This is a genomic window from Brevibacillus parabrevis (genome assembly GCF_003710905.1).
GTDB lineage: Bacteria > Bacillota > Bacilli > Brevibacillales > Brevibacillaceae > Brevibacillus > Brevibacillus parabrevis.
Map to the genome: position 1 here is coordinate 183,146 of NZ_RHHV01000014.1, position 14,165 is coordinate 197,310.

14 protein-coding genes are annotated in these 14,165 nt (G+C 51.4%); 12 read left to right on the top strand and 2 right to left on the bottom strand.

Going from position 1 to position 14,165, the window contains the following annotated elements:
* Nucleotides 1-37 precede the first annotated feature (37 nt).
* Nucleotides 38-373, top strand: coding sequence for an Asp23/Gls24 family envelope stress response protein (locus EDM60_RS21380; protein WP_122965781.1), 336 nt, complete (start codon nt 38-40; stop codon nt 371-373).
* A 52-nt stretch (nt 374-425) separates the two neighbouring features.
* On the opposite strand, the gene ftsW is transcribed toward EDM60_RS21380, so the two are convergent.
* Together ftsW and EDM60_RS21390 are read right to left on the bottom strand one after the other, a co-directional pair.
* Nucleotides 426-1,595 (bottom strand): putative lipid II flippase FtsW, encoded by a 1,170-nt coding sequence (gene ftsW, locus EDM60_RS21385; protein WP_122965782.1) that lies wholly within the window; start codon nt 1,593-1,595, stop codon nt 426-428.
* A gap of 71 nt (nt 1,596-1,666) precedes the next feature.
* Complete coding sequence (locus EDM60_RS21390) at nt 1,667-2,011, bottom strand: YugN family protein (RefSeq protein WP_063230770.1); 345 nt, start codon at nt 2,009-2,011, stop codon at nt 1,667-1,669.
* Between the two features lie 182 nt (nt 2,012-2,193).
* On the opposite strand from EDM60_RS21390, the gene EDM60_RS21395 reads away from it, so the two are divergent.
* From EDM60_RS21395 to EDM60_RS21445, 11 genes are all read left to right on the top strand, one after another.
* On the top strand, nt 2,194-2,634 hold the full coding sequence (locus EDM60_RS21395; RefSeq protein ID WP_063230771.1) for a CBS domain-containing protein: 441 nt from the start codon (nt 2,194-2,196) through the stop codon (nt 2,632-2,634).
* Nucleotides 2,635-2,762: 128 nt separating this feature from the next.
* Nucleotides 2,763-3,812, top strand: coding sequence for a MerR family transcriptional regulator (locus EDM60_RS21400; protein ID WP_122965783.1), 1,050 nt, complete (start codon nt 2,763-2,765; stop codon nt 3,810-3,812).
* 404 nt (nt 3,813-4,216) lie between these two features.
* Nucleotides 4,217-5,722: a YcdB/YcdC domain-containing protein gene (locus EDM60_RS21405; RefSeq protein WP_122965784.1), complete on the top strand. Its 1,506-nt coding sequence runs from the start codon at nt 4,217-4,219 to the stop codon at nt 5,720-5,722.
* 81 nt (nt 5,723-5,803) lie between these two features.
* The gene (locus EDM60_RS21410; protein WP_122965785.1) at nt 5,804-6,346 is read left to right on the top strand and encodes an RNA polymerase sigma factor; all 543 of its coding nucleotides are present in this window, start codon (nt 5,804-5,806) and stop codon (nt 6,344-6,346) included.
* Nucleotides 6,330-7,889, top strand: coding sequence for a hypothetical protein (locus EDM60_RS21415; RefSeq protein ID WP_122965786.1), 1,560 nt, complete (start codon nt 6,330-6,332; stop codon nt 7,887-7,889). Before EDM60_RS21410 ends, EDM60_RS21415 begins: the two co-directional genes overlap by 17 nt.
* A gap of 161 nt (nt 7,890-8,050) precedes the next feature.
* The gene (locus EDM60_RS21420; protein WP_122965787.1) at nt 8,051-8,800 is read left to right on the top strand and encodes a thermonuclease family protein; all 750 of its coding nucleotides are present in this window, start codon (nt 8,051-8,053) and stop codon (nt 8,798-8,800) included.
* A 40-nt stretch (nt 8,801-8,840) separates the two neighbouring features.
* The gene (locus EDM60_RS21425) at nt 8,841-9,527 is read left to right on the top strand and encodes a hypothetical protein (protein WP_122965788.1); all 687 of its coding nucleotides are present in this window, start codon (nt 8,841-8,843) and stop codon (nt 9,525-9,527) included.
* 28 nt (nt 9,528-9,555) lie between these two features.
* Nucleotides 9,556-10,605, top strand: a complete 1,050-nt coding sequence (locus tag EDM60_RS21430) for a sensor histidine kinase (RefSeq protein ID WP_233454069.1) — start codon at nt 9,556-9,558, stop codon at nt 10,603-10,605.
* Nucleotides 10,602-11,432: a sensor histidine kinase gene (locus EDM60_RS21435; RefSeq protein ID WP_122965790.1), complete on the top strand. Its 831-nt coding sequence runs from the start codon at nt 10,602-10,604 to the stop codon at nt 11,430-11,432. The genes EDM60_RS21430 and EDM60_RS21435 overlap by 4 nt, the downstream gene beginning before the upstream one ends.
* On the top strand, nt 11,410-12,540 hold the full coding sequence (locus tag EDM60_RS21440) for a response regulator (protein WP_122965791.1): 1,131 nt from the start codon (nt 11,410-11,412) through the stop codon (nt 12,538-12,540). The genes EDM60_RS21435 and EDM60_RS21440 overlap by 23 nt, the downstream gene beginning before the upstream one ends.
* Nucleotides 12,541-12,808: 268 nt before the next feature.
* Complete coding sequence (locus EDM60_RS21445) at nt 12,809-14,140, top strand: globin-coupled sensor protein (protein WP_167470359.1); 1,332 nt, start codon at nt 12,809-12,811, stop codon at nt 14,138-14,140.
* The last annotated feature ends 25 nt before the right edge of the window (nt 14,141-14,165 follow it).

Genomic DNA, 14,165 nt, shown 5'->3' on the forward strand with positions numbered 1-14,165 from the left:
AGCCGTTATCATTCGGTCAAAAGAGGAGGGCATCCTGATGGCTGAAAGACTGGGCGAGATCAGAGTGGCCGATCAAGTGATCGCGATCATTGCCGCTGTGGCAGTAGAGGATGTATTGGAGATTTCGGTGAGATCCGGCGGTTTGTATCAAGATTTGGCGAAAAAGCTGAATGGCGGTGCAAAAGGAATCACGGTAGCGGTAACGGAGGACAGGGTCATCATTGACATGCGGGTATCCGTCCGTTACGGATCGCAAATTCATCACGTTTGCCACACGCTGCAAGAAAAGGTGAAAGAAGCGGTGGAGAGCCTGACCGGACTGTTTGTGGATGCGGTCAACGTGCATGTGGAGAGCGTCGATATCAGCAAATAAAAACGACCTGCGCAGCAGCAGGCCGTTTTTTCTTTGGAGACGAATAGGCGCCCTACATCGAGTACGGCTGTTTTTTCATCTGTTCTTCCAGCTTTTGGCGGCTGACCTCACGTGATACGCTCAGCAAGAAGCCTGTCGAGATCAGACAAACGAGCAGGGATGACCCCCCGTAGCTGATAAAAGGCAGCGGCACGCCTGTCAGCGGGATCAGTCCGGTTACGCCACCGATATTCAAGATCGCCTGCAAGGCAATCATCGTGACGACACCGATTCCGGCCAAGCTGGCAAACGTGTCTTTGACGCGCAGGCAAATATGGATGCCGCGCAACAAAAACAGCAAATAAACCAGCAAAAACAAGGAAGCACCGATGAAGCCAAGCTCCTCAGTAATGATCGAGAAAATAAAGTCGGTATGCATCTCGGGCAAGTACAAATACTTTTGGATGCTCTTCCCGAAGCCAGTCCCGGACAATCCTCCGTGAGCGATGGCGATCCACGACTGAATGATGTTGTACCCGGTTCCGCTTGGATCGTTCCAGGGATTGAGGTAAGAGTTGATCCGGTTCAAGGCGTGAGACTTCGTCGTGATGTAGGCAAGCAAGGCGACGGTGACAACCGGACCGCCGAGGCCGATCAGATGACGAAGTCTGGCCCCGCCGCAGATCATCACAACGAGAGCACTCCCGAGCAAAATGGCGGCAGACCCGAGATCGGGCTGCACGACAATCAGGAGAAAAAACAAACCTGTGACCATGAGCGGCGGCAGCAAACCTGACTTGAGTTTGCGTACACCTTCTCCTTTTTTCGAGAGAATGGCCGCCAGGTACAAGATCAGGCCAAGCTTGGCAAACTCTGCTGGTTGCAGGTTGGATGAGCCGATTTGGAACCAGGACCGCGCTCCCTTGATATTGACACCGATTCCCGGAATCAGTACGAGCACGAGCATGAAGAAGCTCACCATCGCAATCAGCAGGAAATTGCGTTTGTAAAAGGAGAAGGGAATATTCATGGCGACCAGCATGCCGACGACACCGATCAGGAGGAAGCGAATTTGCCGCTTCACGAAATACAGCTCGTCCCCGTTGCAATAGGAGCAGCCATTGGCTGTGAAGCTGGTCAGGGCGAAAATGGAGCTTGAGCTAAGCACCATGGTAATACCAAACCCGACAATCAGGGCAGTTAAAAACAGGAGCAGGAAGTCAGGTACGCCCCTCGTCTTCACGGTAATACCCCCTTCTACGTGAAACAGAGAGGGGATACCTCTCTGTATCGCAAGACATTTTCATTTTGAAATTAGTGCGAGGAAAGCTTTTCGCCGAGCATTTGCAGTTTCAGCTTGGCAGTTTTTACAACGGAATCAGGCATTGGATAGTCGTAGTCCAATCCGTGTGGGAAAAGGTGTTTGCCCATGTACGGCTCATCCAATTTCAGGACAGCGTGGGAATCTTCCAGCTTGCCTTCGGTCACGTTTGCTTCGATGCGCAAGTAGTAAACGTTTCCTTTATCTTGGATTTTATAATCGTATGTAGCGTGCTTGTAATCCCAGGCGCCACGATCAAAGCCGAGTTCGCTCATGTAATGTTCCAGATCAGCGAAAAAAACTTCTTTCGTGCCAATCCCCGTGTCCTTGATAACCATTCTTTTTCCTCCTACAAATGGTGAGATTTTCACTTATTAATGATAGTCTGTTTTTGGAAGAAGCGCAATGCATAACTCTGTTCCGCCACGATCTTATCATACCCTTTTGCAGCGCATGAAATGAGAGCAGAGAGGACACACTACAACCGTTCATTAGCAAACAGCAAAAGGAGGAGAACAAGATGGCGAAAGTGGAAAACCGCACACTGCGCGAAATTATGACCAAAGATGTCGCAACGGTGACGCTTAAGGATAATGTGTACGAAGTAGCTTGCAAAATGCGCGACTGGAACGTCGGTGTCATTCCGGTTGTCGATGAAAAGAACGATGTGATCGGGGTAATTACGGATCGCGATATCGTCATTCGCGGCCTGGCCGAGAAGCATGAAGGCTCGACGGCGACAGAGGTCGTCATGACCAAGGACATCGTTCTCGGCCAGCCGGGCATGACGGTCGATGAAGCAGCAAAAATCATGGCTGAGCACCAAATTCGTCGCCTGCCTGTCGTAGAAAACGGCAAGCTGGTCGGGATTGTCGCGATTGCGGACATGGCGATCCGCCAAGTACACCACGATGAGGCGAGCGATGCGCTTCAGGAAATTTCCGAGCCTGCCCGCCACTAACAGGCGGATACAAGAGAAGCAACCTGAGAAAAAGCTGCCGCACAGGCAGTTTTTTTCGTTTTTCCCTGTACATTGACGCAACGGTAAGGTATATGATACCGATAAGAAGCTGACAGGGAGAGAAATGCATGCTGATCAATGATATGGCGCGCAGGCTGCAAATTACGCCAAGAGCGATTCGTTATTATGAAGAAAAAGAGCTGATCAAGCCGGCCAAAGCAGATGAGTCCGGGTATCGTCATTTTACCGAAGAAGATGTATGGCGATTGCAAACGATCATCACGCTGCGCGAGGTCGGCATGTCGATTGACGATATACGCGAGCTGCTCTCGCAAATGAAGGAGCAGGAAGGCAGTCTGCTGCATTATCTGGATCTCCAGCGCTCTTTCATGTACACGCGATGGGTGGAAATGGCCAAAGTCATCCAGACGACAGAAGCGATGATCGAGCGGATCGGACACAGTCAAACGATCGATCCAGCCGAGTTGTTCGAGCTGGCTGAGGCGAACAAACGGTTGCGGCAGTCCCGCGACAACTGGGTGGATCGCTGGAATTTCAACCAGATCGCCAACTATTACGACGACTGGGTCACCAGCGAATCGCAAAGCTTTAACGCCCACCAATCATACGAGACAGTGCTGGACGAGGTCGTCGCCGCACTTGGCCCGATTCACGGGGAGATCGGACTGGACGCAGGCACGGGTACAGGCAATCTCGCCAAACGGCTGGTCAGCCAGGGAGCGATCATGAGCGGCTTTGACCAGTCGCCGCAAATGCTGAACCGTTGCCGCAGCAAACTGCCTGCCATGGAAACGAAGCTCGGCACCTTTTTCGCCTTCCCGTTTCTGGAAAATCGCTTTGATTTTGTGGCGACGAGCTACGCGCTGCACCATCTCGACGATGAGCAAAAGCTGCTCGCCTTGGCGGAGTGCCGCCGTGTACTGAAGCCGACAGGGCGCCTGGTGATTGCGGATTTCATGTTTGTGGATGAAGGGCACAGGCAGGCGCACATCGCTGAGCTGACCAGAGAAGGCAAAGACGAAGCGATCATGCAAATCCACGATCGGTTTTACGCCGATCGCTCCCGGTTGCTTGCAGAGCTTGACGCTCTCGGCTTTCAAATCGAGGCGAAGCAACTGACCGTCTACACGCATTTGCTCATCGCCAGACTGCGCTAAAACATTCCTTTACTTTTGGGCTCTTCCAATCGCTGACACGTGCCTAGCCTTCTGCATAGGCTGTAACGAGAAGGAAAGGAGGACTCCACTATGGGTCTGTTCGATGGCTTTTTTGATCGCGATAACGATGAGTTTCTGTGGATTATCATTGTCGTGGTTGTTCTGCTGTTTTTGTTTAGCGCCGATCGTGACTAAGTCTGTACGTATAGACAAAACGACCTTGTGGAAGGTCGTTTTTTTCGGTTTGGCATCTGCCGGGCACAGACGCTGGGAAGCGCGCAGAGAATTTGCCTGGGACAAGCTTTTGCGAGCAAGCTGCGAAAATTTGTAACCTTTTCCAAACTCATGCGAATAACGCAGTGAGCAACAAAAAAACAACATTCACCATTCAGGAGGCAAGGAAAATGAAAAAATGGAACAGTGCCGTCATGTCAATTGTTGCTGCAACCCTTTTGGCAGCAAGCCCTGCATGGGCAGTTCAAGCGAGCGCGAAGTCAGCCGACAGCTCGGCAGCACAAGCCCAGGGAGTCGCGCAGCAAACGATCGCGAAACTGGAAAAGCTTCTGCCGTACATGGAGCAGTTGCCCGTTGAAAAAGTGAGTCTGGATGAGGACAGTGACGTCATCGTCGTCGAGCGCAGAAAGCTGGAAGAAGATAAAGAGGCGGCGATGACCATTTATTTGAACAAGCAAACAGGCAGCATTCAGAGCTTCGAATATGCAGCGGATGATGCAGGCGACGAAGAGCTGTCGCCCGACGAGCAGAAGAAAAAAGCGGACGTGTTTTTGCGCGAGCTGCTCGGTGATGCTGCGGAAGGCTACCAGTTCGACGCCAAACGGTCCGAAGAACTAGGAACACCAAGTTATCAGCTCGTGGTAAACGGCATTCCGTTTTTTGAGCGCAACTTGCTCGTCAGCGTGAACGGAAACGGCGAAGTGTCAGGGCTGATGGCGAATGCCGCAAGCAATCCGCTGTCTTCCGCAAACTTGCCGAAGAAAGAAGAGGCCATCTCTGTAGCGCAAGCCGAGAAAGCAATTGCCGAGCGGATGACACCTGCGTATCGTTTGCAAAAAGACGGCAAGAGCATGATGCTGACCTATCATGTGTCCTGGTCGGGCATGCTCGATGCCAAAACCGGACAATCGGTAGAGACGCAGCACTCGCAGTTTTACTATGAACCCGATCTTTCTGGTGCCCTCCTTCCCGTATCGCCGCAGGGCAAGACTTTGACGGCAAAAGACAAAGCGGAAGCAGCGGCATTGCTGAAAACGATCATCGGCTTCAACACAGAGGACGCTACTTACGTGGAGCGGGCTGCGGAAGATACGCCAGAGGGCAAGGTGCAAAACTATGTCTGGAAAAAGGGAACATTCGTTGCGAACGTATCCGTTAAAGCAGCAACCGGACAAGTCATCGATGTGAGTCTGGAACCGAGCCAATATGTGGAGCCAAAGCAGAAAGTAACCGTGGAAGCAGCGAGGAAAGCAGCCGTGCAGGTGCTGCAAGTCTACTTGGACAAAGAGACGAAAGCGGTAGCGTTAGATGCAAGCTCCTATCTGAAAGACCCGAACGCTTACCGCTTCACTTTTTACCGCACGCAAAACGGTTTGCCCGTCTTAAACCATGCTTATCAGGTGACGATCGACAAAGAAACGGGCAAAGTGATCGGACTGTTCGGTGAATTTTCCAAACCGGCAAATGTGGTCTATCCCGATCCGGCCAACATCGTTCCGCGCGAGCAAGCAGCCAAGGAGTATTTGAAACATCATCCGCTGAGCCTGGTCTATCTGGAGCCAGTATTGGATGGCAAGCGCCAGCCGAACCCGCTGCTCGTGTACAAGTCTGCGAAGAGTGAAAGTGTACAGGAATATGTGGATGCCGTGACAGGAAGCAGTATCCCTTGGAAATAGTTTACGGATAGAGCATGTGCCTGCCCTTTCGCGGAAGCGGGCAGGCGCACCTTTTAGGGATGGGGAGACGGAGGAAACCCAATGAACGAAACGTACGAAGAGCGGATTGCGAACCTGGTCGACACGTACTACCAGGATGTCTTCTATTTCCTCTATCATTTTATCGGGAATCAGAGCGACGCCGAGGACATCACCCAGGAAGTCTTTATACGAGTGTTGCAAGCATTGCCGCGGTATGACGGAAGAGTCCGGATGAAAACATGGATTTTTTCCATAGCGAAACATGCGGCAATCGACCTGTATCGCCGCCGGAAATTTCAACGTTTTTTTGCGGATTGGTGGTTCAGCGAGTTGCCAGCCAAGGATGGCTTGCCGGAAGAGCTGTTTGTAGAAAAAGAACGGGACCAAGAGCTGAAACAGGCGATTCTCGCGCTTCCGCTCAAATATCGTCTGGCTATTATTTTACGTTCCATCAAAGGGTGCAGCATAAAAGAAACAGCGGAAATTCTCGGCATATCCGAATCAAAAGTAAAAGTGGACTATCATCGCGCGATCAAGCTGATTCAAAAACAGTTGAACGTGCGAACAGCAGGTGAGGGGGGAAAGCATGTATTGGGAAGATGACGAGTTCCTGCATGAACGCATGAAAAGACTTGGCGGGAATGTACCTGCACCGCGAACAGAAGAAATCAAGCGGCTGCAAGGGGTGTTGTCCAAACAGGCGCGCGAGATGGACAGGCGCAGCAAAATGAGCAGGACGGCAAGCTGGACGCTGCAGACGGCTGCTTTTTTTGCCCTGGCTGTATGGGGCACTTCTCTGGCGTTTCCTTCCGTGAAACAGGAGCTGCCTGGCAATTCGGAGCAGGCGAAGCCCTCCTACGAAACCGTGAATCCGCCGTCTGCACAGAAAACTTCTCCGCTGGAACGAGAAAAGGACGGGAAAGCTGCTCAGGAAAAGGAACAGCAGGCGAAGCCAACTAAGCAAAAGGCGACAGAGACACGAACAGAAACGAGAAAGCAGACTGTCCCGCCGACGAGTCAAACCGTCGCGCCAGCCGAGCCGTATGCAGCAACAGCCGATGGCAGCGCAACCAAAAAGGCGGCGGCCTATTTGGAACAGTTGATCGGAGCCGAGCAGCGTCAGTACAAGCTGGTCGAATCGCTTGCCGATCCGAAGCAAAACCAGCACGTCTTTGTGCGTCAAGTAAACGGGCTTCCGTTTCTCAACGAGCATTACACGGTCGGGTTGGATGAGCGCAACAACGGGAAGGCAATTGCGGCCAAGCAGATTCAAGGAGGCAAATGGAGCGAGCAACTTTTCCCTGATCCGGCTGCTGCCATCGGAAAAGCGGAGGCCGAAACGATTCTCGTCCAAGCATTGACGCCTTATTTTGCCGAGACGCAAACGAGTGGCTACGATCCGGCTCTGATGGGCTTCCTCGATGCGCAAAGCGGGCAGTTGATCGGCGTTGACAAGGCACACGACTCGTTGCGCGGCAAAACGTACAAGCTGGATGCCGAGCGGACAAGCTGGAAGGTGACGACGGAAGACGAGGCTGTGCAGTTGGTGGCGAGCGAGTTTGGCTTGACGGTGGAAAAAACGTTCTGGCGAGCGGAGAACGACTTTTTGGACACGCGCAACTATCGGTGGCGCTTGGAGAACGGCGGCAGCATCGCGCTAAAAACCGTTTCCTCCACGGGAGAGGTCGTGGAACTGGAGTACAAAAGTCTGCCTGCTGCTTCTGACAGGACAACCGCTCCCAAAGATGCTGCGGCAGCGACACAGACAGCGGCTTCATTCCTGCAACATTACCTCGCTGCGGAAGTGACGGGCTTGCAAGTCATGGAAGTCGAACAGGACAAACTGGCTTACCGCATTTATTTTCAAGCGTTGTCCAAAGCAAATGACGCTGCTGCCTTGCCTGTCTACACCGTTACGGTCCAAGCAGCGACTGGTCAAATCGTCGGGTTTCAGAAGACGCCGCCGAAACAGGAGCAGGCTGCGCACAAACCAAACCGGCAAGCAAGCGCTGTCGAAGCCGCCAAACAGTACGTAGAGCGCCATCCCCTGCAATTGGCTTACGTCTGGATCAAGGGCGAGACGGCCCCTTCCCTGGTTTACGTTCCGCTGGAGCGAGATATGCTGTCTGATTATATCGAAGAGTAGAACAGGCAGGGCTTTGCTTGAAAATTGTGGGGGAGAATTATAAAATCATAAAAATCGCAATCGCGTAAAACTGACACGTTCTGGGTCAGTTTTTTCGCGTGTCAGACGGTTTTTACGAAAGCAGTCATAACGAGAAGCAATGCGGAAGAGGAGAAGACAAAATGAAACGAAAGCTAGTGATGTACCTGTTCGCGGTAGCGCTTTTGCTTGCGGCTTGTTCTACAGCAGAAGGACCAAAGGCAAACGGAGAAATGACGGCGATCGTCAAACGCGTGGTCGATGGAGATACGTTTGAGCTGGCGAGCGGGGAAAAGGTGAGGATGATCGGAGTCGATACACCGGAAACGGTCAAGCCTAACCATCCCGTCGAACCGTACGGCAAAGAAGCGAGCAATTACACGAAAGAGCTGCTGACGGGCAAAAAGGTCACGCTCAAGTTCGATGTAGAGCCGTACGACAAATACCAGCGGCTGCTCGCTTACGTGTACATGGAAGACGGGACGTTCGTCAACGAAAAGCTGGTGCGGGAAGGGTATGCGCGGATTATGACCATCCCGCCGAATGTGGCCCAGGCCGATTTGTTTTTGACCGCAGAGCGGGAAGCGCGGGAAGGCAACCGCGGGCTGTGGGGGCTGGATGTAGGCGAGCAGGGTGCAGACGCCAAGGACGCAGACAAAAAAGCGGCAGGCAAAAAGGACAAAGCCAAGGATGAGTCCAAAGCGCAGCCGAGCAAGTCCGCGGACAGCGACACCCCGCCAGAGGGCAAGGCGATCAAAGGCAACATCAACGCCAAAGGCGAGAAAATTTACCATGTTCCCGGCTCGGCCAGCTACGAGCAAACGAAGGCGGAAATGTGGTTTGCCACAGAAGAAGAGGCGCAAGCAGCAGGGTTTCGCGCTCCGAAACGATAGTCTTTGTCTGGGCAAGCCGTAAAGCGCTAGGGGGCAGGGCATGAACATAAAGCGGATTGCGATTTTGAGTGCCGTTGTAATAGCAGTGATCTGCGTCAATATGCTGTCGTTATTTGACTGGGATCACGATCCGGTAGCCAAACAAGGAGTCATGGATTTGCGCGGGTGGACGAAAGGCGCAACAAAGCCGCTCAAGCTCAAGGGAGAGTGGGAGTTTTATCCGGGCCAGCTCCTTTCGAGGCTACCGGAAAATCAGCCTGCCAGCTTCCCATACATTCAGGCCCCTGGAAATTGGGGGCCAAGCTTGAATGCTGACGATGCCCGCAGCGCCATAGGCTACTGGACGTATCGGTTAACCGTGGTGATGGATGCCAAGCAAGCCGGGCAGATCGCTTTTCGCGTACCGCTGATTCGCTCTGCCCATCGGTTAATCGTTGATGGCCAGGAGATTGGCGCGAAAGGCATTGTGGCCCCAGACCCGGCGCAATATTTTGGACAAGCTGTTCCGTATGTCGCGTGGAAAAAAATCGAGAAAGAGCGCTTCGATATTTTCGTTCAAGTCGTTAACTTTGACCATGCCGTAAGCGGAGGCATCATTCAGCCGATCAGCATGGGGCCTGTTGCTGTAATCGTAGGGGAACACCAGCGAATCGCTGCACTTGATTTTGCCATTCTCGTAGTATATTTGCTGTTTACCTTGTATTTCGGACTTCTCCATTTTTTTTGATCGGAAAAATAGCTGGGAGTGGCTCTCCCTGTTTTTCTTTTTTCTAGCGGTTGTTGTATCGGTGAATAGCACCAAATGGCTTTCCTACTTGCTGCCGTTTCTTTCTTTTCACGCAACTGTGACGATATACTGGATTGCCAGGATCGGACTGAATTACTGTGTGTTCATATTCGTCTATCGTCGCTGCCAGCGGCGAGTAGACAAGTGGCTCAAAAAGTTGGTACTGCTTATAAGCTGCGCATTTATTCGCATGATCCTCGTGTTTCCGCCTGACCAGGCGACGCAGTACATAGCAGCGTGGAATCTTGTCTCTACCTTGATGTATATTTTCATACTCGTTCTGCTCATTTGGAGCTTGCGAAGCAAAGAGGAGGGGGCCTGGTATGAGTTTCTGGCTTTTTGTCTGTTTGCATCGGAAGCTTTGTTGAACGCGCTAATCATTTTTGGAATCACGGAACAAGGCGGCTGGTACTTCTTTCAAAACTTCAGCTTCCTCGTAGTCATTTCTTTTTTGTTCCTGCAACAAGTCATTCTCGCCTACCGCAAGACCGAGAAGATCACACAGGAAATGCTGCTTGTCGACAAGTTCAAAAATGAATTTATGGCGAGCATTTCCGAGCAAATGGTAACGCCGCTCAATGCGATGATCAGCATTGCAGATGCGAGATTGCATGAGGACGACAAACTGACGCCTGACCAGAGGCATGACCTGCGGATTATCACTTCTGTAGGCTGGACGATCAGAAGCATGGTCAATGACTTGCTCGACTTTTCCCGCTTGCGCAACAAAACTATGCTGCTGCAAGTTCGACCGATTGACTTTCGCTCAGTGGTCAACGAAGGAATCGAGAGGCTGTACTACCTCGATTTTGATCACAGCGTCTTGTTCGAGAACAAGATTCCTTTGGGGTTTCCGCCCATTTTAGCGGATGAGGAGAGAATGGATCAGCTGCTCATGAGCATTTTGATCCACGCTCAAAAGAAAGTGATTCGCGGGAAAATCATCATTGAGGCGAGCGTAAAGGAGCCGTTTGCCGACATCTCCATCCGGTTGCAGGGCGAGGGAATGGCGGAGTGATAACGGTTCACGCTGATTCTCCTGAAGATGTCGTATACCGCCTGGCTATTCCATTGGCGAATACAGGACAGCAAGAGGTTTCGCGAAAGCTTGTTGAAGCTGCGCTGCCGAAGCCAACGATGCGAGCCGATCGTGTCAGCGCTGCGCCGAGCGGCGAGGGAGCATTGGCGGAAGCGGAAATTTTAGTCGTGGATGACGACAGCGCGGGATGGACGGGAGGCTATGCAAATTCTGGGAAACAGGATGAAAATACGCTTAATTCCATTGCGTCGCTGAGTCGGAGTGAACCTGACCGGATGGCTTCCTTGTTAAATGAATTTGGGCAATATTTGCGGGAGAGCTTCCGGTTTGAAAGCTCGGAGCCGCTCATTCCGTTCGAACGGGAATTGGCGCTGGTTCGTTCTTACTTGCACATCGAGAAGGTCAGATTTGAAGATTGGCTCTCCTATCAAATTGAAATCTCCACGACGACTGATTTTTTGATCCCGCCCCTGACCCTGCAAACGCTGGTGGAAAATGCGATTCGCCATGGCATTATGCAGCAGGCTGAAGGGGGACATGTGCTCATTCGTGTCTACCGAACAGACGAGCATGTGTGCGTCGCGGTAGAGGATGACGGCGTTGGCATCGCTGCGGATGTCCTCGAACATTTATTTACAGATTCATTGTCTGGTGGAATCGGCTTGAAAAATATCGAGCGGCGATTAAGGCAACTGTTCGGCCAAGGATTGCGGATCAACAGTGCACAAGGGACAGGAACCGAGATTTTGATTCGTCTGCCGTTGGAAAAGGTAGGGATTTCGTATGAAAGTAATCATCGTGGATGACGAGCCGCTTGCCCTTCGCCATCTCGCACAGGAGCTTGAACGCATCGGCGGGCTGAACATTTTGGGACAATACCGCAACCCGCAGCTGGCTCTCGAACGAATCACCCAGGAACCTATGGATGCGGTGTTTCTGGACATTCAGATGCCAGGTGTCAACGGAATCGAGTTAGCCGAGCGAATTTTGCAACTGTATCCGCACATGGCGATCGTTTTTGTGACGGCATACGACGAATACGTAATCAAGGCTTTTGAGCTGAATGCGCTGGATTACATTTTGAAGCCGATTCAACATGAGCGCTTGCAAAAAACGATTCAGCGACTCGGCAAACAAGCGCCGCTTGAGGCTGTTGCAGCTCGTAATGCTGATCCGGAAAACGGATTGATCCACAGCCTTCGCTCTTTGCAACTAGAGCTGGCTGGCCAAAAGCCGCTGACGTTGCGCTGGAAAACTGTAAAAGCACAAGAAATTTTCGCCTTTTTGCTGCACCACCGGGGAACAGTTGTCAAAAAACAAGTTCTTCTCGACCAGTTTTGGCCGGGAATCGATTGGAAAAAAGGGATTACGCAGCTTTATACGACCGTTTATCAGATCAGAAAAGTCATCAATGAAGAAAAAATGAGCGTTCAGATCGTCAACTGTGACGAAGGCTACTTGCTGGAGATGAATGGTACGAGACTGGACGTGCAGGAGTGGGAAGCCAACCTGAACACCGCGCCGCCGCTTGATCCAGAAACATTGGACGTGCATCTGTCCGTATTGCAGCAGTACCGTGGAGATTACTTGTCTGACCATCATTACTTGTGGGCTGAAACCGAACGAATCCGACTGCGCGGAAAATTTCTTCAGCATGCGCACGACATTTTTCGCTTTTTCGTAGAGCGCAACCAGTTGACACAGGCCGTTTCGCATTATTTGCACGTACAAAAAATCTTGCCTTCCGAAGAAGCACTCTATTATGAACTGATGCGTCTTTACGCCAAGCTTGGCGATCGTTTTTCCGTGGAAAAGCAATACGACTTGCTCGTGTCTATGCTACGAACTGAGTTTGACGCCCAGGCTCATCCGGCGGTTCAAGCGTGGTTTGCGCAGTGGAAACAAAAATCATAACGAAGAGCCGACTTTTTACAGGTCGGCTTTTTTGGTGAAAAAAACCTATTTCTATTTTTGTTTTTAGTATTTTTCACCTATAAATATTGCGTTTCCATGAAAAAATAGGTTTTTTCCAAAAAAAGTGCGACGGTTTCAAAAATCTTTCAGGTGAATGTTGTATCATAAAGAGGGTCTATTTGCCTAAAGAATAGGTTGCAGTTGGGGGACTGCATCTGAAGCAATGTTTGTAGCTGGTTTGAATTGGGAATAGGGGATGAAGAAGAGCATGAGCAAATGTCCATTTTCGTTTTTTCACAGTTTGTGGGGAAGCCGGAAAAAGCCGATGGAGCATTCCAGGTGGCTTGATCAGCAAGATCGCGCAAAAGCAAAGATTGACGTGACCGATCCGACGATCTTGAAGCAGTTGGAAATGATTGATTTGACCATAGAGGAAATCCGGTTGGCAAGCTCGATCCAGAAACTGATCCAGGCACATATTCGCGAGATTGTGTCCGCTTTCTACCAGACGATTACCAATGTCGAAGAACTGAAACAAATCATCCTGGACAACAGCACGCTGGAACGGCTGCAAAAGACGTTGGAGCGGCATCTGATCGAGATGTTCAGCGGGCAAATCGACGGCGAGTTTTTGCAAAAGCGGATTCGTGTAGCAGAAGTGCACTATCGAATCGGCCTGGAGCCGAAGTGGTACATGGGTGCCTTTCAAAACTTGCAAAGTACATTGCTCGATATCGTCCACGAAAATATTGGGAATCGAGTGGAAAGCGTCCGAATTGGCAAAGTGATTTCGAAGATCCTCAATTTTGAACAGCAAATCGTCCTGGAAGCTTACGAAAAAGAAAATTTGCGCCAAAGACAGAAGCAGTATGAACAGGTCAAGGAAGAGCTGAAGGCGAAAATTTTTACGGTTTGCGAGCAGATGACGTCGATTGCCGAGCAGACGAGTGCTTCGATGCAAGAACTGATCTCCAGCAGCAATGAAGTAAACCGCAGTGTTCGCTCGGGAGCGCAGACATCGAGAGAGACGCAGCATCTGGCTTCGCAGGGCAAAGTGAAGCTGGGCGAGCTGGAAGGGCGGATCGAAGCGATTTTCAACCGGACGAATACGATGGAAAAAAGCGTGGAGCTGTTGAACCAATCCGTACGCGAGATTGGCACGGTCATCAAAATCGTCCAGGACATCGCAGGGCAAACCAATTTGCTGGCGCTTAATTCGGCGATTGAAGCGGCACGGGCGCAAGAGCATGGCAAAGGATTTGCTGTGGTGGCCCAGGAAGTTCGCAAGCTGTCCGAGCAAACGAAGCTGTCAGTGGAACAGATCAATTCCTACATCGTCCAAACCCGTACATATACCGAAGAGGTCGTAGGCGCGATTCAGGAAGTTCATCAACTCGTGCAGGCGAGCAAGGCGGAATCCGAAGCGACAGAAGAATCGTTTGCGCACATCGTCCAGTCGATGGCACGCAGTCTTGGCGAGGTTGAAAACGTCGAGGCAGGCATGCGCGTTCTGGTACAAAGCATGGAGGAAATTGGGGTTGCCACACAACAGGTGGTCATCTCGGCTGAAACGCTTCAAGAGGCTGCGGGCATAGCGTAACGCTGTGCAAGTCATCAGAGGAAAG

What these genes read in the sequence shown, in the direction of transcription:
- EDM60_RS21380 (WP_122965781.1), top strand. Translation starts at nt 38, where the DNA reads ATGGCTGAAAGACTGGGCGAGATCAGAGTGGCCGATCAAGTGATCGCG.
- EDM60_RS21390 (WP_063230770.1), bottom strand. Translation starts at nt 2,011, where the DNA reads ATGGTTATCAAGGACACGGGGATTGGCACGAAAGAAGTTTTTTTCGCT.
- EDM60_RS21395 (WP_063230771.1), top strand. Translation starts at nt 2,194, where the DNA reads ATGGCGAAAGTGGAAAACCGCACACTGCGCGAAATTATGACCAAAGAT.
- EDM60_RS21400 (WP_122965783.1), top strand. Translation starts at nt 2,763, where the DNA reads ATGCTGATCAATGATATGGCGCGCAGGCTGCAAATTACGCCAAGAGCG.
- EDM60_RS21405 (WP_122965784.1), top strand. Translation starts at nt 4,217, where the DNA reads ATGAAAAAATGGAACAGTGCCGTCATGTCAATTGTTGCTGCAACCCTT.
- EDM60_RS21410 (WP_122965785.1), top strand. Translation starts at nt 5,804, where the DNA reads ATGAACGAAACGTACGAAGAGCGGATTGCGAACCTGGTCGACACGTAC.
- EDM60_RS21415 (WP_122965786.1), top strand. Translation starts at nt 6,330, where the DNA reads ATGTATTGGGAAGATGACGAGTTCCTGCATGAACGCATGAAAAGACTT.
- EDM60_RS21420 (WP_122965787.1), top strand. Translation starts at nt 8,051, where the DNA reads ATGAAACGAAAGCTAGTGATGTACCTGTTCGCGGTAGCGCTTTTGCTT.
- EDM60_RS21425 (WP_122965788.1), top strand. Translation starts at nt 8,841, where the DNA reads ATGAACATAAAGCGGATTGCGATTTTGAGTGCCGTTGTAATAGCAGTG.
- EDM60_RS21440 (WP_122965791.1), top strand. Translation starts at nt 11,410, where the DNA reads ATGAAAGTAATCATCGTGGATGACGAGCCGCTTGCCCTTCGCCATCTC.
- EDM60_RS21445 (WP_167470359.1), top strand. Translation starts at nt 12,809, where the DNA reads ATGAGCAAATGTCCATTTTCGTTTTTTCACAGTTTGTGGGGAAGCCGG.